Annotated in this window: 17 protein-coding genes; 11 read left to right on the top strand and 6 right to left on the bottom strand. The window is 59.5% G+C overall.

Translation table 11 applies throughout. From position 1 onward, the window contains the following. Window positions 1-101: 101 nt before the first annotated feature. Window positions 102-1,328 carry an argininosuccinate synthase gene (locus ACR3EM_RS14455; RefSeq protein WP_171171502.1) on the bottom strand — a complete coding sequence of 409 codons (1,227 nt, stop codon included), beginning with the start codon at window positions 1,326-1,328 and terminating at the stop codon, window positions 102-104. Between the two features lie 175 nt (window positions 1,329-1,503). Between ACR3EM_RS14455 and ACR3EM_RS14460 the strand changes: the two genes are divergently transcribed. Both ACR3EM_RS14460 and ilvA read left to right on the top strand, forming a co-directional pair. Continuing rightward, complete coding sequence (locus tag ACR3EM_RS14460) at window positions 1,504-2,235, top strand: hypothetical protein (RefSeq protein ID WP_480471346.1); 732 nt, start codon at window positions 1,504-1,506, stop codon at window positions 2,233-2,235. A gap of 58 nt (window positions 2,236-2,293) precedes the next feature. After that, the gene (gene ilvA / locus ACR3EM_RS14465) at window positions 2,294-3,520 is read left to right on the top strand and encodes a threonine ammonia-lyase IlvA (protein WP_480471347.1); all 1,227 of its coding nucleotides are present in this window, start codon (window positions 2,294-2,296) and stop codon (window positions 3,518-3,520) included. On the opposite strand, the gene ACR3EM_RS14470 is transcribed toward ilvA, so the two are convergent. Then, window positions 3,517-3,846, bottom strand: coding sequence for an Hpt domain-containing protein (locus ACR3EM_RS14470; protein ID WP_480471348.1), 330 nt, complete (start codon window positions 3,844-3,846; stop codon window positions 3,517-3,519). The two genes, ilvA and ACR3EM_RS14470, sit on opposite strands and share 4 nt — an antisense overlap. A 143-nt stretch (window positions 3,847-3,989) precedes the next feature. On the opposite strand from ACR3EM_RS14470, the gene ACR3EM_RS14475 reads away from it, so the two are divergent. After that, window positions 3,990-5,264: a PP2C family protein-serine/threonine phosphatase gene (locus tag ACR3EM_RS14475; RefSeq protein WP_480471349.1), complete on the top strand. Its 1,275-nt coding sequence runs from the start codon at window positions 3,990-3,992 to the stop codon at window positions 5,262-5,264. Here ACR3EM_RS14475 and ACR3EM_RS14480 read toward each other — a convergent pair. Then, window positions 5,261-5,707, bottom strand: a complete 447-nt coding sequence (locus ACR3EM_RS14480; RefSeq protein WP_480471350.1) for an NUDIX hydrolase — start codon at window positions 5,705-5,707, stop codon at window positions 5,261-5,263. The genes ACR3EM_RS14475 and ACR3EM_RS14480 overlap by 4 nt on opposite strands. 77 nt (window positions 5,708-5,784) lie before the next feature. Between ACR3EM_RS14480 and hslO the strand changes: the two genes are divergently transcribed. The 8 genes from hslO to ACR3EM_RS14520 all read left to right on the top strand — a co-directional run bounded on the left by hslO (window position 5,785) and on the right by ACR3EM_RS14520 (window position 15,036). Beyond that, a complete protein-coding gene (gene hslO / locus ACR3EM_RS14485; RefSeq protein ID WP_480471351.1) occupies window positions 5,785-6,771 on the top strand; it encodes an Hsp33 family molecular chaperone HslO in 987 nt (328 codons plus the stop codon). Next, on the top strand, window positions 6,761-7,360 hold the full coding sequence (locus ACR3EM_RS14490; protein WP_480471352.1) for a CoA pyrophosphatase: 600 nt from the start codon (window positions 6,761-6,763) through the stop codon (window positions 7,358-7,360). Before hslO ends, ACR3EM_RS14490 begins: the two co-directional genes overlap by 11 nt. After that, window positions 7,357-8,511 (top strand): CCA tRNA nucleotidyltransferase, encoded by a 1,155-nt coding sequence (locus tag ACR3EM_RS14495; RefSeq protein ID WP_480471353.1) that lies wholly within the window; start codon window positions 7,357-7,359, stop codon window positions 8,509-8,511. Before ACR3EM_RS14490 ends, ACR3EM_RS14495 begins: the two co-directional genes overlap by 4 nt. A gap of 194 nt (window positions 8,512-8,705) precedes the next feature. Further along, complete coding sequence (locus tag ACR3EM_RS14500) at window positions 8,706-10,544, top strand: ABC transporter ATP-binding protein (RefSeq protein ID WP_480471354.1); 1,839 nt, start codon at window positions 8,706-8,708, stop codon at window positions 10,542-10,544. Then, a complete protein-coding gene (locus tag ACR3EM_RS14505) occupies window positions 10,541-12,373 on the top strand; it encodes an ABC transporter ATP-binding protein (RefSeq protein ID WP_480471355.1) in 1,833 nt (610 codons plus the stop codon). The genes ACR3EM_RS14500 and ACR3EM_RS14505 overlap by 4 nt, the downstream gene beginning before the upstream one ends. Before the next feature lie 50 nt (window positions 12,374-12,423). Continuing rightward, the gene (locus ACR3EM_RS14510; protein WP_480471356.1) at window positions 12,424-13,647 is read left to right on the top strand and encodes a class I SAM-dependent RNA methyltransferase; all 1,224 of its coding nucleotides are present in this window, start codon (window positions 12,424-12,426) and stop codon (window positions 13,645-13,647) included. 22 nt (window positions 13,648-13,669) lie between these two features. After that, on the top strand, window positions 13,670-14,455 hold the full coding sequence (locus tag ACR3EM_RS14515) for an ion transporter (protein ID WP_480471357.1): 786 nt from the start codon (window positions 13,670-13,672) through the stop codon (window positions 14,453-14,455). Between the two features lie 62 nt (window positions 14,456-14,517). Further along, window positions 14,518-15,036 (top strand): L,D-transpeptidase family protein, encoded by a 519-nt coding sequence (locus ACR3EM_RS14520; protein WP_480471358.1) that lies wholly within the window; start codon window positions 14,518-14,520, stop codon window positions 15,034-15,036. On the opposite strand, the gene ACR3EM_RS14525 is transcribed toward ACR3EM_RS14520, so the two are convergent. From ACR3EM_RS14525 to ACR3EM_RS14535, 3 genes are read right to left on the bottom strand one after another with little or no spacing between them, the layout of a single operon-like run. Further along, window positions 15,020-16,471 carry a nodulation protein NodH gene (locus tag ACR3EM_RS14525; protein WP_480471359.1) on the bottom strand — a complete coding sequence of 484 codons (1,452 nt, stop codon included), beginning with the start codon at window positions 16,469-16,471 and terminating at the stop codon, window positions 15,020-15,022. The two genes, ACR3EM_RS14520 and ACR3EM_RS14525, sit on opposite strands and share 17 nt — an antisense overlap. 6 nt (window positions 16,472-16,477) lie before the next feature. After that, window positions 16,478-18,175 (bottom strand): DUF5927 domain-containing protein, encoded by a 1,698-nt coding sequence (locus ACR3EM_RS14530; protein ID WP_480471360.1) that lies wholly within the window; start codon window positions 18,173-18,175, stop codon window positions 16,478-16,480. Then, a complete protein-coding gene (locus tag ACR3EM_RS14535) occupies window positions 18,172-19,158 on the bottom strand; it encodes a glycosyltransferase family 2 protein (protein WP_480471361.1) in 987 nt (328 codons plus the stop codon). The genes ACR3EM_RS14530 and ACR3EM_RS14535 overlap by 4 nt, the downstream gene beginning before the upstream one ends. Window positions 19,159-19,174: the final 16 nt, after the last annotated feature.

Below are 19,174 nucleotides of genomic sequence, written 5' to 3' on the forward strand. Positions count from 1 at the left end.
ACTCCCATGCGTCGATCAAGCCTGACGCAGCGGGAAGACGCCCACAAAAAAGCCCGGCATCCAAAGGATTGCCAGGCTTTGGTGTCGATATGTGAGTTCGCTTACTTGCTCAGCCGCTTGTCGCGTGCGGCCAGCAGTTTCAGGCGCAGCGCGTTCAGCTGAATGAAACCAGCTGCATCTTTCTGGTCATAGGCACCAGCGTCTTCCTCAAAGGTCACATGCGCCTCGGAATAGAGCGAATGATCAGACCAACGGCCAACGGTCGAGGCCAGACCTTTGTACAGTTTCACCCGCACGGTGCCGGTGACGTGCTCTTGCGACTTGTCGATGGCGGCCTGCAGCATCTCACGCTCGGGCGAGTACCAGAAGCCGTTATAGATCAGCTCGGCGTATTGCGGCATCAGCTGGTCTTTCAGATGCATCGCGCCACGGTCCATGGTGATGGACTCGATCCCGCGATGCGCTTCCAACAGGATGGTGCCGCCCGGCGTTTCATAGATGCCGCGCGATTTCATGCCCACGAAACGACCCTCGACCAGATCGAGACGGCCAATGCCGTGCTTGCCGCCATATTCGTTCAGCTTGGTCAGGATGGTGGCCGGGCTCATCGCCTCGCCATTGATGCTGACCGCGTCACCTTTTTCAAAGCCGATTTCGATGAATTCGGGCTCATTCGGCGCGTCCTCGGGATGGACGGTGCGCTGATAGACATAGTCGGGCGCCATATCGGCGGGGTCTTCCAGAACCTTGCCCTCGGACGAGGTGTGCAGCAGGTTCGCGTCGACCGAGAAGGGCGCCTCGCCGCGTTTGTCCTTGGCAATCGGGATCTGGTTCTGTTCCGCAAATTCCAGCAGCTTGGTGCGGCTGGTCAGGTCCCACTCGCGCCACGGCGCGATCACCTTGATATCGGGGTTCAGCGCGTAAGCGGCCAGTTCAAAGCGAACCTGATCGTTGCCCTTGCCGGTCGCACCATGGGCGACAGCGTCAGCGCCGGTTGCCTCAGCAATCTCGACCAGGCGTTTCGAGATCAGCGGTCGTGCGATCGAGGTGCCCAGCAGGTACAGCCCCTCATATTGCGCGTTGGCGCGGAACATCGGGAAGACGAAATCGCGGACGAATTCCTCGCGGATGTCTTCGATATAGATGTTCTCGGGTTTGATCCCCAGCAGCTCGGCTTTCTTGCGCGCGGGCTCAAGCTCCTCACCCTGACCCAGATCGGCGGTGAAGGTCACGACCTCACAACCATACTCGGTCTGCAGCCATTTCAGAATGATCGAGGTATCAAGGCCACCGGAATAGGCCAGAACAACTTTCTTGGGCGCGGACATCTGACTTCCCTTTATGCGTAGAACGACTGGCCCCTAACGGGTTTTGGACGCGGGGGCAAGCAGCGTGGATTGACGCAGGGCGGGAATTCAGGTGAAACGGGCGGACAGAGAACAAGGATTGGTTGAGGGGGCAGTATTTATGCAGGGATTAGAAATACTCGTGCATTCGGTGAAGATGGTTTTGAGGAACCTGAAGCAGGCTCTCCAGATTTCGTTGGTGCCTGCGCTGATTGGAGGCCTGATCGTCATAGCTCTCAGTGTTCTGTTTGGCATTTCATTCGAGGATATCTCGACGGAGCCGAACGGCTTGCCTGACGCCGCTTCGTCAGGTGCGATTGCAGGCTTTCTTCTGAGTGTGCTGCTTTCGATTTTTACGATCATGCTTTGGATCGTCGTGTCCTGGCATCGTTTCGTGCTGCTCGAAGAATATCCGGTCGGTTTTCTTCCCGCATTCAGATCGGATCGCGTATTGGCCTATTTTGGGAGACTCCTGATGCTGCTGCTGCTGGCAGCAGTCGCTATGATCCCGGCCATGTTTGTCATAGGGATGTTGGGGCAAGCTCCGGCGGTGGTGGGAATCCTGGTCTGGTTTTTGGTTGTCGTATTGCTGACGGTGGCATTCTATCGGGTTTCTCCGATCCTGCCCGGTGCGGCAATCGGACGAAACCTGAAGCTGTCGGAAGCCTGGCAGGCAACAGCTGGTGCCGAGGGTGCAATTGTCCTGTTGGTGATCCTGTCGGCGCTGTTTCAGATGCTGCTTCAGTTTCTGGCATCTATATTGCTGTTTGTTCCGATCATTGGGCCGTTGGTTGTGGTCTTTGCCATGATGCTGGTGGTTCCATTGATCAATGTCAGCATCCTGACGACGATCTATGGCGTCTTCATCGAAAAGCGCGAACTCTCCTGACCCGCGTACACATATGTATTCCTTGCCCTTTCAGCGGCGATCGGGCAGGGAAATCGACATGACCGATTTCATGACCCGCGCCCGCGCCGCCGAACAGGCAATGCGCTCTGTGTTTCCCGCAACGCCGTTGCAGCGGAATGCCCATTTGTCTGACCGTTACGGGGCCGAAATCTGGCTCAAGCGTGAAGACCTCAGCCCGGTGCGGTCCTACAAGATTCGTGGTGCGTTCAACGCTATGCGCAAGCAGCAGGGGCAGGATCTGTTTGTCTGCGCCAGCGCGGGCAATCACGCGCAGGGTGTGGCCTATATGTGCAAGCATCTGGGCGTGCGGGGTGTGATCTTCATGCCGGTGACCACGCCGCAGCAGAAGATCCAGAAGACCCGCATCTTTGGCGGCGACAATATCGAGGTTCACCTGATCGGCGACTATTTCGATGACACACTGGCTGCCGCGCAGAAATGGTGCGCGGAACAGGGTGGCCATTTTCTGTCTCCTTTCGACGATGAGGATGTGATCGAGGGTCAGGCCTCGCTTGCGGCTGAGATTGAGGAACAACTGGGCAGCATTCCCGATCATGTGCTGTTGCCTGTGGGCGGTGGCGGCATGTCCGCAGGAGTAGCAACCTGGTTTGGCGACCGCACGCATTGTTTGTTTGTCGAGCCAGCGGGTGGGGCCTGTTTGCGCGCCGCGCTGGCAGCGGGGCATCCGGTGTCGCTGGACCATGTGGACAATTTTGTCGATGGCGCGGCGGTGGGCCGGATCGGTGAAAAACCCTTTGAGCTGCTGAAATCGCGTCACCTGTCGGATGTGCTGACATTGTCCGAAGACCGCATCTGCACCACCATGATTGAGATGCTGAATGTCGAGGGCATCGTGCTGGAGCCCGCCGGCGCGCTGGCGATCGAGGCGCTGGGCGATATTCAAAGCTTTATCCGGGGCAAGACCGTGGTGTGTGTGACCTCAGGCGGTAATTTCGATTTCGAACGCCTGCCCGAAGTCAAAGAGCGCGCCCAGCGATATTCCGGAGTGAAGAAATACTTCATCCTGCGCCTGCCGCAGCGCCCCGGAGCGTTGAAGGAGTTTCTGAACATCCTCGGCCCCGAAGATGACATCGCACGTTTCGAATACATGAAGAAATCGGCGCGCAATTTTGGATCGGTCCTGATCGGGATCGAAACCCGTAAGCCCGAGAATTTCATGCGTCTGTTCGCGCATCTGGATGAGGCCGGGTTCACCTATACGGACATCACCGAAGACGAGACATTGGCGCAGTTTGTGATCTAGCGCAGGTTGTCGGCCAGACCGGTCTGAAACAGTGTTTTCGACTCGTCATAGGCCGCGAAAATCTCAGGTAGATCAACGGCGGCACTTTCACCCGCGGCGGCACGGCGCTCTCCGTCCTGGCAAAGCTTCGAGAAGCTATCAAAACCAAGGCTCAACGCGCTGCCTTTCAGGAAATGCAGGTTCTGCTCCATCTCGGAACGCCCTGCATCCTGGCGCAGTTTGGCAATCACCTCTTGCACTTCGTCCAGGAAAATCTCGACCACCTCGTCGAACTCATCCGCGCCGACCTCGTCGCGCAATTGCCTGACTCTGGACCACTGTATCATGCCACCCTCTTGCGGTTGGTCTGTGCATACCGCCGCAGCGGTAAAGAAGTGGTTAAGCTCTAGGCGTGCGGTTTTTCACCAGATGTTAAACCAGCGGTCTTAGCGTTGGCCCAACTGAGATATTGGATGAGCACAGGGATTTAATGGTGCCGGAAGTCGGTCAATCAGACAGCCGGGTTGAGCTGGACTTCGGCGCGATCCGTCGGGTTCTGGTGGTGGATGACAGCAGGCTGCAACGGCGGATTCTGGTTGCCTCACTTAAAAAGTGGGGGTTTGAGGTGCTTGAGGCCGATACGGGTGAGGCCGCGATTGACCTGTGTAAAGACAACAGACCTGACCTGGTGCTCAGCGATTGGGTCATGCCGGGGATGAGCGGGCTGGAATTCTGCCGCGCCTTTCGTGGGCTCGAAACCGAGCAATATAGCTATTTCATCCTGCTGACCTCAAAAAGCGAAAAGCAGGAGGTCGCGAAGGGACTGGATGCAGGGGCGGATGATTTCCTGATCAAACCGCTGGAGGCTGATGAGCTGCGCGCCCGCATTTCGGCCGGTGCCCGGATTCTGGACATGCAGCGTGAACTGTCCAAGAAAAACCGCCTGATCGAGACTGCATTGGATGAACTGAAACTGGCGCATGATGCCATTGACAAGGACCTGATGCAGGCTCGCAAAATTCAGGAATCTCTGGTGCCTGAACTGACCGGGCAATTTGGTAAGTCCCGCGTCAGCCTGTTGCTGAAACCTTGTGGTCATATCGGCGGCGATCTGGTGGGCATGTTCTCGCCCGGCGTCAATCGGCTGGGCTTCTACAGCATCGATGTCTCTGGCCACGGGATCACATCGGCGATGATGACGGCGCGGCTGGGTGGGTATCTGTCCAGCACGTATTTCGACCAGAACGTCGCGATGGAGCGGCGCTTCAACAAGTTCTACGCCTTGCTGCCGCCTGAGGAGGTCGCGGAGCAGCTGAACTCGCGCCTGATCGCCGATGCCGGGGTCGAGGAATATTTTACAATGGTCTACGCCATCGTCGATCTGCGCAACGGGCACGTGAAGATGGTGCAGGCCGGGCACCCACATCCTTTGCTGTTGCGCGCCGATGGCGGGGCTGAGTTTCTGGGCGAGGGCGGCTTGCCCATCGGCCTGTTACCGGATGTCTGCTTTCAGCAGACCGAAACTTATATGCAGCCTGGCGACAAGCTGCTGCTTCATTCTGATGGGTTCACTGAATGCCGCCTCAGGGATGGCAGCTTGCTGGACGAGGGCGGTCTGCAGCAGATGGCCACCGAGTGCCTGACCGAGAATGTAGGCTCAGAATTCCTGGACGATATGTTCTGGCACCTGACTCAGGTCATGTCGCCGGATCACGGGCTGGAGGATGACGTCTCGGCCGTGTTCTTCGAATATAACGGGACCTAAAGCAGCCCCTGCAGATGCCGCTGGGCGAAATAGGCATCCCCCTCATTGCCCAGCAGATGCACGGCGTCCGTGGTCTCCATCCACAAGGCTTCATGAAACGGCTCGGTCGGGGGACCGATACGGCGGACGGGGCGGGCGCGATAGATCAGGCAGATCTTCTCGGCCCACAGATCGTATTCGGGCATATAGGTAAACCGGCGGAACGCGCCCACGCGGCGCGGGGCGGCGATCAGCCAACCGGTTTCTTCGAACACTTCTCGGTGCAAGGCAGTGATCGGGGATTCGCCCGGATCGATGCCGCCGCCGGGCAGTTGCAGATCGGGGCCGGGTTCCAGTTGACAGGTCAGCAACAGGCGGTTGCCTTGCGGCAACAAGGAATAGACACCGACGCGTCGCGTATATGTCCGCCCGGCTTCGGGGCTTTCACCGAACCGTCTGATCATGTATGGCCCCTTTCAACCCAATCTGTTCGACCTATATGGTGGCGGTATGCCAACCTGTGGCGTGTAAGGAAACCCTCATGTCTCTTGGAACCAAAATCGCGTGGGACGATACCGTCCTGCCATTTCAACTCGATGTACCGGACATGCGTGGTCGCGTGGCCCGGCTGGATGGGGTGCTGGGCGGCATCCTGAAGCAGCATGACTACCCCGAAGTGGTCGAGGCACTGGTGGCTGAGATGGCCCTGCTGACCGCGTTGATCGGGCAAACGGTGTCGCTGCGCTGGAAGCTGTCTCTGCAGGTGCAATCCAAAGGCGCGGTGCGTATGATCGCGACCGATTATTATGCACCTCAGCAGGAAGGTGAACCCGCGCAGATCCGCGCCTATGCCAGCTTTGACAGGGATCGTCTGACCGACGCTGCCCCGTTTGATCAGGTGGGTGACGGGTACTTCGCGATCATGATCGACCAAGGCGAGGGCACGCATCCCTATCAGGGCATCACCCCGCTGGCCGGAGGATCGCTGAGCGCCTGTGCCGAGGCCTATTTTGCGCAGTCCGAACAGCTGCCGACCCGGTTCTCGCTCAGCTTCGGCAAATCGACCGAACCCGGTGTTGGTGAACACTGGCGCGCGGGTGGGATCATGCTGCAGCACATGCCCAAGGCCTCACCCTTTGCCGCATCGGGCGAGGGGACCGGAGAGATACTGACCGCCTCAGATCTGGTAGACGGTGAAGAGGGCGAGAACTGGGGCCGCGTCAACATCCTGCTCGACACCGTGGATGATCTGGAGATGATTGGGCCGTCGGTTGCGCCGACTGACCTGCTGGTACGTTTGTTCCACGAGGAACAGCCTCGCGTCTATGATGCGCAGCAGGTAAAATTCGGTTGCACTTGTTCCGAAGATCGCGTGCGTCAAAGCCTGTCGATCTATTCGGCGCAGGATATTGCGACAATGACCACGGACGAAGGCACCGTCACAGCAGACTGTCAATTCTGCGGCGCGCATTATGTGCTGGACCCTGCGACCGTCGGGTTCGAGGCCGAAGGCCCGGATGGCGCGTGATCTGATCTCAGAGCTGACAGCGGCGCTGGGCCGCGACGGCTCCGGGTCCAGTGACTTTGATCTGAACCCCGAGACGGTGCTGCCAGCAGGGCGCAAACTGCGCCCTGCTGGCGTGTTAGTGCCTGTTTCTCTGGCCTATGACGCACCTCAGGTGATCCTGACCAAGCGTTCGTCAGCGCTGAAACACCACCCGGGGCAGATCGCTTTTCCGGGCGGCAAACAGGATGAAGGTGATGCGGATGTCACCGCTACGGCCTTGCGCGAAGCGCAGGAGGAGATCGGTTTGCCGATCGACTTGCCGTGTATTCTGGGTCATCTGCCGACACATGAAACGGTGACGTCTTTTGCGGTAACGCCGGTCGTTGCAGTGCTCGAAACGACTTTCGACACGATAGTCGAACCCGGTGAGGTGGATGAGGTTTTCTCGGTCCCGCTTGCGCATGTGTTGAACCCGGAGAATTATGTCGTCGAGTCGCGCCGCTGGCGCGGACAAAGGCGATATTACTATGCTGTGCCCTATGGCCCCTATTACATCTGGGGCGCGACGGCGCGGATGCTGCGAGGGTTGGCGGCGCGGATGAGCGAATGATGCGGATTACCGAAGACTGGATTACCGAAGCAGCAACGCAGAAGGTATGCGCCGCACTGACCGCAGGTGGGGTTCAGGCGCTGTTCGTAGGTGGCTGTGTGCGCAATGCGCTGCTTGGTGCGCAGGTCTCGGATATCGACATCGCGACCGATGCGCGGCCCGAACATGTGGTTGAACTGGCACAACTGGCGGGCCTGAAGCCGGTACCGACAGGGATCGAGCATGGCACCATCACGGTGGTCAGCAGTGGAATCCCGCATGAGATCACCACGTTCCGCCGTGATGTCGAAACCGATGGCCGTCGCGCCGTCGTCGCCTTTTCCGACAAGGTCGAAGAAGACGCCGCGCGCCGTGATTTCACCATGAACGCGCTTTATGCCCGAGCTGACGGCACGATCCTTGATCCTCTGAACGGGTTGCCGGATCTGCAGGCGCGGCATGTGCGCTTCATTGGTGAGGCCAGTGATCGCATCCGCGAGGATTACCTACGGTCGCTCAGATATTTCCGGTTTCACGCCTGGTATGGCGATGCGGACGAGGGGTTTGATCCCGATGCGCTTGATGCGATTGCCGCGAATTTGGACGGATTAGAGACACTTTCCCGCGAACGCGTCGGGGCCGAGATGCTGAAGCTTCTGGCTGCGCCCGACCCCGCGCCGTCGGTCGCCGCAATGCGCAGCACGGGTGTTTTGGCACGGCTTTTGCCCGGCGCGGATGACCGGGCTTTGGCGATCCTGATCCAGCTGGAGCAAGACGCCCACGCCACGCCCGAAGCGATTCGCCGTTTGGCCGCGATTGCTCCGCCTGAGGTGGCCAAAACCCTACGTCTCAGCAAGGCGCAGCTGCAGCGCCTGACCCGGATGCGCGACGAGGCGATGGCGACGACCAGCGTCGCAGAACTGGGCTATCGCTATGGCGCGGAAGGTGGATTGCACGAGACGCTTTTGCGTTGCGCATTTCTGGAACAGCCCTGGTCCGACGGCCTGCGCCGCGCCTTGGAGCAAGGGGCCGCGGCCAGTTTTCCGATCAAAGCGGCGGATTTGATCCCCGCCTTTTCGGGCCCGGCTCTGGGCGCAAAACTGGCCGAGCTTGAGGCGCGCTGGATCGCGTCGGATTTCGCGCTCAGCCGCGAAGATTTGCTGGCGGACTAGCGGGAAGTCTCAAAAGGGGATGACAAACTCGATTTGATTTGGCAGGGTGCGCCTATCTCATAATGGAGGGGGGAATGCGAATGTATTACGGGATCTGGTTCGGCTAAAGCCCGGAACACGTGACCCGTAGGGGTGGTGTTCTGGCGCCATCTTTCTTCGCATGACCTATTTTCTGCTCAATCGGAGCACCCTCCATGTTTCGCTATTTTGAAAACCTTGTTGACCCTTTTGTCGCCTATGAAGAAGTCGATACGCCGCCCACGCGGCTTTGGCCCTTCATGCTGGACTATACCCGTCCGTTTTATCGCGTGTTCCTGTGGGCAGGCCTGATCTCGGTTGTCGTGGCCGCGGTCGAGGTCGGATTGATCTACTACATGGGCCGTGTCGTCGATCTGCTGTCCGGCGCGCCATCAGAAGTCTGGCAAGCACACGGTACCGAGCTGATGCTGATGGCGGCGTTTGTCCTGCTGCTGCGGCCCTTGCTCCATGTCGTCGACGTGCTGTTGTTGAACAACGCAATCCTGCCGAATATCGGCACCATCTTCCGGTGGCGTGCGCATAAGCATGTTTTGCGTCAGTCGGTTGGCTGGTTCGAGAATGATTTTGCCGGCCGCATTGCCAATCGGATCATGCAGACCCCTCCGGCGGCGGGTGAGGCCGTTTTTCAGGTCTTCGACGCGATTTCGTTTTCACTGGCCTATCTGGTCGGCGCGGGGATTCTGTTGATGGCAGCCGATCCCCGTCTGCTGCTGCCGCTGGTCATCTGGTTTGCTCTTTATGCGTTGCTGGTGCGCTGGGCGGTTCTGCGGGTCGGGCCGGCCTCCAAGGCCGCATCCGATGCGCGTTCGGCTGTGACGGGGCGTGTGGTGGACAGCTATACCAACATCCATTCGGTCAAGATGTTCGCCCATGACTCGCAGGAACTGGACTATGCCCGCGAAGCCATCGAGGAAACCCGGCACACCTTTCAGGTCGAGATGCGGATCTTCACCATCATGGATGCGGTGCTGGTCACACTGAATGGCATGCTGATCGTTGGGGTTGTCGGCTGGGCGCTTGTTCTGTGGATGCAGGGCAGCGCTTCGGTTGGGGTGGTCGCAGCGGCGACAGCGTTGACGCTGCGGCTCAATTCCATGACCGGCTGGATCATGTGGGCCCTGACCAGTTTCTTCCGTCAACTCGGTGTCGTCGCCGAAGGGATGGAGACCATCGCGCAGCCCATCGAACTGCTGGATGAGATCGAGGCCGAGCCCCTGCGGCTGGAGCAGGGACAGATCGAAATCCGTGACCTGTCGCATCATTATGGCCGCAAGGCCGGTGGGCTGGATCACGTCAACCTAACCATCAAACCGGGCGAAAAGATCGGTCTGATCGGACGTTCGGGTGCCGGGAAATCGACCTTGGTCAAGCTGCTTTTGCGGTTTTACGACGTGGAGCAGGGGGCGATTCTGATCGATGGTCAGGACATCTCGACCGTGACGCAGGACAGTTTGCGCAGCCATATCGGGATGGTTCAGCAGGACAGCGCTCTGCTGCATCGTTCGGTGCGGGCCAATATCCTCTATGGCCGCCCCGGCGCGACCGAGGCGCAGATGAGAGATGCTGCGAAACAGGCCGAAGCGCATGAGTTTATCCTCGATCTGCAGGATCCGCAGGGCCGCATTGGCTATGATGCGCATGTGGGCGAGCGGGGCGTGAAACTGTCCGGTGGTCAGCGGCAGCGCGTGACCCTTGCGCGGGTGATCCTGAAAGACGCGCCGATTTTGCTGTTGGACGAGGCGACATCCGCCCTAGATTCCGAGGTCGAAGCTTCGATTCAGGAAACGCTCTACGGCATGATGCAAGGCAAGACCGTGATCGCCATCGCGCACCGGCTCAGCACGATTGCGCAGATGGACCGCATTCTGGTGATGGATGGTGGCCGCATCGTCGAACAGGGCGGTCATTCCGACCTGTTGGCGCAAGGAGGGCTTTACGCTCAGTTCTGGGCACGGCAATCTGGGGGCTTCCTGAACCCGGAGGCCGCTGAATGAGGATTGCCGACCTCATCCAACCATTCAAAAACATCGACACGCCCCCGCCGCAGACGCTGGGGGCGTTCATTCGCTGGTGCCTGTCCGGGGCCTGGCCGATGCTGTTCGTGGCCGCCTTCTTTTCGGCCACCGCAGGCGCGATGGAGGCCGGAACCGCGTGGATTCTGGGCCGTGTCATCGATGTGGCAACCGCCAGCCGCCCCGACACGCTCTGGGCCGGCGGCAATCTGTGGATGATCCTGGGGGCTGCGGCGTTTTTCATGCTGTTGCGTCCGGCGCTGTTCGGGCTGTCGTCGCTGTCGAACAACTATATCGTCATGCCCAATATCGCGCCGCTGGTGCTGGCCAAACTGAACCGCTGGACGCTGGGCCAGTCGGTGACCTATTTCGACGATGATTTCGCCGGCCGGATCGCGCAGAAACAGATGCAAACCTCGAACGCGATGACGTCGGTCGTGTCCGAGACGATCAGCGCCATTGTCTTTGCGCTGGCTTCACTTGCGGGCTCTTTGCTTTTGTTGGGGTCTATTCATCCGCTGGTGATGCTGCCGTTTGCGGGTTGGCTGGTGGTCTATTTCCTGCTGGTGCGCTGGTATCTGCCGCGCATCCGCAAACGCTCGGCTGCGCGGGCCGGGGCGCGGGCGATGGTGTCGGGGCAGGTGGTGGATACGATCACCAACATCAAAACCGTCAAACTGTTCGCCCATTCCGCGTTCGAAGATCAGGCCGCGCGCAACTCGATGGTCGACCTGCGCGAAAGGTCTCTGGATTTCGGCAGGCTGTCGGCCAGCTTCCGCTTTATCCTGATGGTGCTGGCAGGGGTGCTGCCGGTTCTGCTGATCGGGGCGACGCTGTGGCTGTGGCAGGTGGGTACGGCGACGGCTGGGGATATCGTGGCCGCAGGGGCAGTGTCGATCCGCATCTCGCAGATGACCGGCTGGGTCAGTTTTACGCTCATGGGCCTTTACGCCAATGTCGGCGAGATCGAGAACGGGATGAACACGCTGGCCAAGCGTAACCGGGTCGAGGACGCGCCTGATGCAGTGCCTTTGACCGTTACCGAGGGCGAGATCGCCTTTGATCACGTCAGCTTTGCCTATGGTCGTGATATTGGCGGTGTCTCCGATCTGCATTTCGCCGCAGCGCCGGGTGAGAAACTGGGCATTGTCGGGGCCTCGGGTGCTGGAAAATCCACCCTCGTTTCGCTATTGTTGCGGCTCTATGACGGGGAAAAAGGCGATATTCGCATCGACGGGCAGGATGTCGCGACAGTGACGCAGGACAGCCTGCGCCGCCAGATCGGGATGGTCACGCAGGAAACCGCGATGTTCAATCGCTCGGCCCGCGAGAACATCCTCTACGGCCGCCCCGATGCCTCCGAGGCTGAACTGATCGAGGCCGCCACCAAAGCCGAAGCGCATGACTTTATTCTGGGCCTCGAGGACGCGCAGGGCCGTACCGGTTATGACGCGCATCTGGGCGAGCGTGGGGTGAAGCTCAGCGGCGGGCAGCGACAGCGCATTGCGCTCGCTCGGGCCATCCTGAAGGACGCACCGATTCTGGTGCTGGATGAAGCAACCTCGGCGCTGGATTCCGAGGTGGAGGCGTCGATTCAGGCCGCCTTGCACCGGGTGATGCAGGGCAAGACGGTGCTGGCCATTGCCCATCGCCTATCAACGCTCAGCGAGATGGACCGGATCATCGTTCTGGATCACGGACATATCGTGGAAAGCGGTACGCACGAGGCGCTGCTGGAGCGTGGCGGGCTTTATGCCCGGTTCTGGCACCGTCAGTCGGGCGGGTTCATTCAGGCCGAGGCGGCGGAGTAAAACACCGCAGAGGGGTTTTGTTGCGACCAAACCCCCGCTATCAGGCCCTCATGACGCAGCACTACACCATAAACCGCCTTGGCCATCAGGGTGACGGCATCGCCGATGGGCCTGTCTACGCGCCCCGCACGCTGCCGGGCGAGGTGGTCAGCGGAACGCTCGACGGACAGGTCTTGTCCGACATCCGTGTTGAAACCCCGTCGGATCAGCGGGTCAAAGCGCCCTGTCGCCATTACAAGGCCTGTGGTGGTTGCCAGTTGCAGCACGCGGCCGATGATTTTGTCGCCGACTGGAAGGTTGCGGTGGTGCGCAACGCGCTGGCCGCGCAGGGGCTCGATGCCCCGATGCGGCCCATTCACACCTCGCCCGAACATTCGCGCCGCCGGGCCACTATCGCGGTGCGGCGCACCAAAAAGGGCACTCTGGCCGGATTCCATGGCCGCGCGTCGGACACGATCACCGAAATCCCCGACTGCCATCTGCTGCACCCCGCCCTGATCGCCGCCATCCCGGTGGCCGAGGCGCTGGCCCTTCTGGGCGGCAGTCGCAAGGGTGTGCTGGCCGTGACGCTGACCCTGTCCGAAAACGGTCTGGATGTGGCGGTGAAAGGTGGCAAGCCGCTGGACGGCCCGCTGGAACTGGCGCTGGCGCAAGCGACCGAACATCACGGCCTTGCCCGGCTCAGCTGGGACGATGAGGTGATTGCCATGCGGGAACCGCCCCTGCAGCGCTTTGGCGCCGCCGGTGTGGTCCCGCCGCCCGGGGCTTTCCTGCAGGCCACAAAAGACGGAGAACAGGCTCTGTTACAGGCCGTTACCGAGGCAACTCAGGGCGCTAAGCGGATTGTTGATCTGTTCGCGGGCTGCGGCACCTTCTCTTTACCGCTGGCCCAATCGGCCGAGGTGCACGCGGTTGAAGGCGAAGCCGAGATGACCACAGCCCTGGATCAGGGCTGGCGCAAGGCGCAAGGCCTGAAACAGGTCACAACCGAGGCGCGCGATCTGTTTCGCCGCCCTCTCATGCCCGATGAATTGCGGAAGTTCGATGCCGTTGTCCTCGACCCGCCGCGTGCGGGGGCCGAGGCGCAGGTGGCTGAGCTGGCCGAAGCCAAACGCCCGGTGATCGCCTATGTCTCATGCAATCCGGTGACCTTTGCTCGCGACGCAAAAATGTTGGTTAACGCCGGATATACCCTTGAATGGGTACAGGTGGTTGACCAATTTCGATGGTCGTCACACACCGAACTTGCCGCTCGGTTCGTCTTAAACAAATAGCCCTGAGATAAGGACCACCCGCATGGGGATCGCCCAACGTCTGCTGCCCGTCATCGAAGCCCCGGCTTTCGGGAAATTCATCACCGGTGTGATTCTGTTCAACGCGATTCTGCTGGGGATGGAAACCTCACCCACGCTGATGGAGGTGGCGGGTCCGCTGATCGTGACACTCGACAAACTGTGCCTCACCATCTTCGTTGTCGAAATCGTGATGAAGCTGATCGCCACCGGGCGCCGGTTCTTCACCAGCGGCTGGAATGTCTTTGACTTCGTGATCGTCGGTGTCGCCCTTGTACCCAGCGCCGGGGCGCTTTCGGTTCTGCGGGCGCTGCGTATCCTCCGGGTTCTGCGCGTCATCTCGGTCGCGCCTCGGCTGCGCCGGGTGGTCGAAGGGTTCATCTCGGCCTTGCCGGGCATGGCCAGCGTGTTCCTGCTGATGGCGATCCTGTTCTACATCGGGGCTGTGATCTCGACCAAACTGTTCTCGAACAGCTTTCCGGACTGGTTCGGCGATCTGGGTCTGTCGGCCTATACCCTGTTCCAGATTATGACGCTGGAAAGCTGGTCCATGGGCATCGTCCGCCCGGTGATGGATATCTACCCTTATGCCTGGTTGTTCTTTGTGCCCTTCATCATGGTGACCACATTCGCGGTGGTGAACCTGCTCGTCGGTCTGATCGTGAACTCGATGCAGGATGCCCACCATGCCGAGGATGAGGTGAAAACCGATGCTTACCGTGACGAGGTGCTCGAACGTTTGGAATCGATCGAACGCCGCCTGGCAGAGCAGTCGAACATCAAAAAGTGATTTCAGTTTCGCACAAATCTGGCATAATAATTGGCAAAAAAGAGCAGCAGGCAGTGAAACTCATGGATCGTCGAGCATTTGGATTGGGGGCGATGGCAACGCTAAGCCTTTCGGCTTGTGCATCAGCCAGCCCTAAATTTTTGTCATATAACGGGCCCGAGGTGACCTCTCTGGTTATCAACAAGGGCGCGCGAAAGCTCTATCTTCTGCATAATGAGCAGATCCTGAAGGAATATAAGGTCGATCTTGGGTTTGCGCCGACCGGCACCAAAACTAAGAAGGGCGACGGGCGCACGCCCGAGGGCACCTATCTGATCGACCGCCGCAATCCGCGCAGTCGCTATCACCTGTCGCTGGGCATTTCCTATCCGAACTCGGCCGATATCGCGCAAGCCAAGGCCGCGGGTGTTGATCCGGGTGGTGATATCTTTATCCATGGCCAGCCCAACCTGCGATCCGAGTTCAAGCGCGCGAAGAAAACCCCGGATTGGACGGCTGGCTGCATCGCCGTAACTAACGAAGAGATCGAAGAGATTTACGCGATGGTGAACGAGGGCACGGTCATCACTCTGCGCGCCTGATGTTAAGCGGTTTCCAGCTTTCGAACCCAAACAGCAGATAATCGCGCTGGTAGGCTTGCACTGCCAGCGTTTCCAACGGCGCATCGTAAATCTGTTCCAGCGAGAATGGCATGTCTGTCTGCGCAGCGATTGGGGTTACGGGATCTTGATGGCCTAGCTTGGCGGCGAGCGCGGGCATGGCGGTCGCCATCTCATCCTCGCGCAGGATCAGGTCGGGCATGGCGAAACTGGCCATCCCCTCAAGCGTTTGCGCCTGACCGCACCATTCCCCGTCGACCCGGATCGGTGTCTGACCGGCCAGAATGCGTTGAAGCATTTCGAGGAATGCCGCAAACGCCTCCCGATGTTGATCAAGCGTGTAGTCGTCTTGATCAAGGGCCTCGGGAATCGGCAGCTCGTACCGTCTGCGCAACATATTGCGGATCTTTTTGTAGGCACCCGGCCCGGTACTAAGGATGCGGGAACAGAACACCGAATGCGCGCGCGCCAGCGGATGGCGCAGAACGGTGAATTTGCGATGCCCGGGATGCCCCTGCATCCAGCTGCGCATCTGTTTCTGATTGTGCCCGGTCAGCAAACCGTCCGGTTCGACCCTGTCCAGATCAGCCATCCATTGCGCTACCTCGGCCTCTGGGCCGCCACGCACGGGCAGATACAACAGCGGTGTTCGCGGAGTGGCCACATAACGCGATACAGCCGGGCCGCGACGCGGTTCGTGATTGGGGATGTGGTGCAGGCCAAACCGATCCTGATGCGACAACGCCTCTGCCATCTCTTGGGGATTAGTCACTTTTGAAAGCGCGGGCGCTGGGTTTTGTCGTTTCAGATGCTGATCCAGCGCTTCGAGCTGCTCATCAACCCCCAACCACGCAGCAAGACCGTTCAGAACCTCAAGATCGTTCAGATCTTCATAGTCGATACGGAAAGGCACCTGCCCCGTTTGTTGCAGGTGGCTCAGCACCGACTGTTGAAAACTCTGCCGCTGCTGCAGTTGTTCGGCGAATTCATCGGCATCGAACGCAACCTGCGCCTCGCGCCGTTGTTTGATATTGACCAGTTTCCACTGCTTGGTTTCCATCGCGATCTTCCACGACAGATAGCTGTCCAGCGGATTACGGGTCAGGATGATCTTGGCGCAGCGTGGATCGTCCAGCATTGGCGAAAGGCCGCGCGCGTCATGATCGCTGAAAAAGCGAAACCCGTTGATTGCGCCGGGCGCGTTCCGGATTGCCTTGATCAGGGCATTCGGGTTTTCATCGCGCTCTTTCAGGGTGAAACCCAGAAGCTGATCCAGTTTCGGCAAACCGATGAAATACGGGTTGAATGCCTCCCCATGGCAGGTGATGCCCTCGAACGTGTTCAGATGCTGTTCCAACAGGTTCGATCCTGTGCGCATATCGGCCAGCACGATGAAAGTGTCAAAGGCGCGGGTCATTCAGGATTACTGCACCAGATAGGGTTTCTTGAACGTTTTGGCTTGCGTGCCGAACACATCGTCGACCGGGAAATCCCCCATCAGATAGGGGTGCATCCCCTGGTTCTTGAGGTTTTGCAGGAACTTTCCAAACCCGGTCAGATCCACCATCGTCGGTGCTTCTGTCAGGTGGTTGGGCTGCGGTACGCCCATATCCTCAAGAATGGTCTGCAGCGGATCCATCGGAGATTCCACGAATTCTGCCATCGTCCAGGTTCGGATACGCGCCCTGGCCCTGGCCGTATCCAGAAGCTCCAACTGTTTGCTCTCCAGCTGTTGCAAGCGCGCCGCCTCGCACCGGATATCGGCAAAGTTCATGTTGGACCGGAACAGCGACACGGCCCAGGCACCGGTGACGATTGCGATCTGGGCGTTTTTATCTCGCACAAGGAACTCATTTATCTTCTGCGTATCCGCCGGGCAGAGTTGAAAGCACTGCCTCTCACCGCGGGTATTCCAGATCAGGTTCGACAGGAACGCATCAGGGTTATAGTCGCGCAAGGCGGCACAATCGCAGAGGCTGCCGTTGATCAGGGGCTCACCGCCTGCAAACTGCGCGTGGCCGGGGTGGAACAGGCGACCATGCACCCGCGCACCGGTGGTGTTGGCCAGCCAGGGTTCGAAATCTTCGAACAGCTCGGTAAAGCCCTGAAAAACCGAATAGGGATAAGCTGTTAAATTCAGCTCAGCGTTGTGACGTGGGAAGCGGCTTTGCATGTACAGCCCATCGCGCCCGCGCACTTTGCGTTCGACCGCTTTTGAGAACAGCCGGTCGATCTTGCCGGGATTGGGTTCCGCCGGGGTCATGGCGCTGCTCTGGTCGGTCAGAAAGGTCTGATACAACCGGTCCGCCTTGTACCAGACTTTGCGTGCCACAAAGCAGTCGGACCGGCGCAGCAGCTGCAGGTGGTCGTCATAGAACATATGCGGTCGACCCTGATAATCGAATTTCGACAGGGTCAGCGATCGGCTTTCGATATGGGTGGAATAGAGCCGCGCGAGCGTCTGGAAATAACTTTCGTCCGGGATCCAGACGCGCTGGAAATACTGATCATATTCCTCGCGCTTCGGGTCCTGCAGGATCGCGGACAGGGTTTGTCGAGTCAGGCACCACCACTGACTGCCCATATGGGGCACCAGCCCTTCGGGTATGGTGCGGCGCATCCCCAATGCGCGCTGCAGGCGCACGTAAGCGTCAAACAATCGACGCTGTTTGCGCCATGAGAACGGGAAGCGCAGCGTGAAACGCTCAAGATCCAGACCGCCCATTGTCCAGCTCACATCCCGTGTCGTGGCGCTTTCGATGAAGTCGACGCGGGGACGGTCGGCCAGATAGTCGATCAATTCGCCCACCGGGCGCAAGGGCAGACAGGCGCCCGAAGACAGATAGACGTGCCGGACATCCGGAAACCGTTCCAGCATCAGCGCAGCCGCGGATTGCGAGGCTGCGACAATTCCCCAACCGCCCCATTCACAGACATGCCGGTCCGAGAACAGGATCAGCGGATCGTCAGCACAGGCTGCCGCAAAGTCGGAGTAGGTTTTCCCGGGCACTTTGCGATCCACATGGATCACCACCGGACAGCCCGAGGCCGTCCAATGCCGTGCCACCTGCTCGACCCGGTCGAGCGCGGTGTGGACCAGCATGACGATGCCGAGGCTCATGCCCAGTTTCCTTTCGACATCAGGCCAAGGATCTCAAGCTGGCGCCAGTTGATATATTTCTCGGACCATTTGTTCCAGAACACCGGATTATAGTCCAACTGCGTGGCATAGGCCTTGTATTCACCTGAGGCGCGATAATGCTCACCGCGCTGTATCTCTTCCCGCGCCTTGTCGCCCAACGTGTCGATCAGCTTGGCATGCAGCAGCGCGCCACTGGTTTTCTCGCCGCCCTTTTCCTCATAGACCTGATTGAGGCCGCGCGGCAGCAGCGCGTGGGTCGAGCTGACATAAGCATAGCGGCGATGCCATTTCACCAGCGGGATTTTGTTCAGCGCGGGGGCTTTCTTTGGTGCGTCCTGAAAGAACACCCGCGCCCGCGCGCCGCCCTGTATCCAGAGGTTTCCGTAGGCCGGGTTGCGGGTGATCATGTAGTTTCCAGCGTCAAACCAGGGTGCCAGCTCGAACGGATTTTGCCCCTCGTCATAGGGCGCATCCTCAATCGTGCCCTCGGGGTACATGTCGATCAGCATAGTGCCGAAACTGCGTACGCCGGTATCGTCCAGCCAATCGGTCAGCGCGTCGATCGGGCGGGTGTCACAGAACGGGTAGACCAGGAACTCATCAGGATCGACCGTCAGCACCCAATGGCCGTGGGCGTATGTGCGCAGCAGATAGTTCGACCAATCCACGCCATAGGTCGACCGCTTGTAACTGGCATCGGTCCACCACACGGACACGTCGGATTGATCCGAGAGGTATTCGCGCGTGCCGTCGTCGCTGTTGTTGTCGACAAACAGGAAATGGCTGACGCCCAGTTTGCGGTAATAGTCGAGGAAATAGGGCAGGCGGATCTTTTCGTTGCGCACGACGCTCATCAACAGAACGTCTTCGGGCCGGATCTGCGCGGTCTGGTTGTGGACCGCCTTCAATTCGCGCCGCTTGCGCAGGCAACGCAGCAGACGGCGCTTGCGCCGCAATCTCATGCGATAGGAATCCAAA

It is taken from the genome of Ruegeria sp. AH3 (assembly GCF_056536265.1).